We start from the raw sequence: 962 nt of genomic DNA, 5'->3' as shown, positions 1-962 counted from the left end.
TCGCCCCACCAGCACCAGCCGTAGTCGGCGTAGCAGGAGGTGACGTATTTCTTGTCGGTGAGGTTGCTGACGTTGAGTGCCATCCGCCAGCCGTCCATGGACCGGTCGAAGGCGCCGAGGTCGTAGCGCACCGCGGCATCCAGGAGCGTGTACGAGGGGACCTCGACGTCGTTGGCGGAATCGGCGTACTGCTCGCCCACGTAGCGGACGCCGCCACCGAGCTCGAGGCCACCCAGCCGGCCGCTGGCGGGGACGTCGTAGTCCAGCCACAGCGAGCCGGTGCGCTCCGGGGTCTGGATGGGGGCGTTGCCTTCCTGGTTCACACCGGCGCCGCTGGCGTTCGCCTCGGTCACCTCGGGGTCGAGCACGGTGAACACGGCCGAGACGCTGAGGCCGTTGCCCAGGCTCGCCTTGCCCTCCAGCTCGGCACCGCGCACGCGGATCTCGCCGGTCTGGACGCTGTAGGTGGGGTTCACCGGATCGGGCGTGGTGACGTTCTTCTGGGTGAGCTGGAACGCGGACAGGGTCACCAGCGCGTTCTCGCCCGGGGGAACGAACTTCACGCCCGCCTCCCACTGCTCGCCGCGGGTGGGATCGAAGGTCTCCCCGTTGCGGTCGGTGCCCGTCTCGGGCTGGAAGGACTCCATGTAGCTGACGTACGGCGAGAGGCCGTTGTCGAATTCGTAGAGCGCGCCCGCGCGGCCGGTGAAGGCGTGGTCCTCGAGGTCGCCGGTCTCGCTGCCCTCGGTGCGCGAGATCTGCTCGAAGTCGTCGTAACGGCCACCGAGCAGGAACACCCAGGAGCCGACCCGCGCCTGCTCCTGGAGGTAGCCACCGAGCTGCTCCGAGTCGGACTCGTAGTCGGTGCGCACCGGGTCGGTGATGGACTGGCTGTTGTCGGGGTCGTAGATGTCCAGCGTCGGCGCCGTGCCGAAGCCGGTGGCGCGGTCGTTGCTCTGGGT

General features: G+C 69.0%; 1 protein-coding gene. It reads right to left on the bottom strand.

What is annotated here, in order from left to right; all coding sequences use genetic code 11:
• A partial coding sequence (locus tag G7A99_RS21315) for a TonB-dependent siderophore receptor (protein ID WP_163143921.1) occupies window positions 1–962 on the bottom strand: 962 nt, incomplete at both ends.

The sequence above is a fragment of the Arhodomonas sp. KWT genome (genome assembly GCF_010993615.1).
Note: the sequence above shows the minus strand (reverse complement) of the source record. Positions and strands in the feature narration are given on the sequence as shown.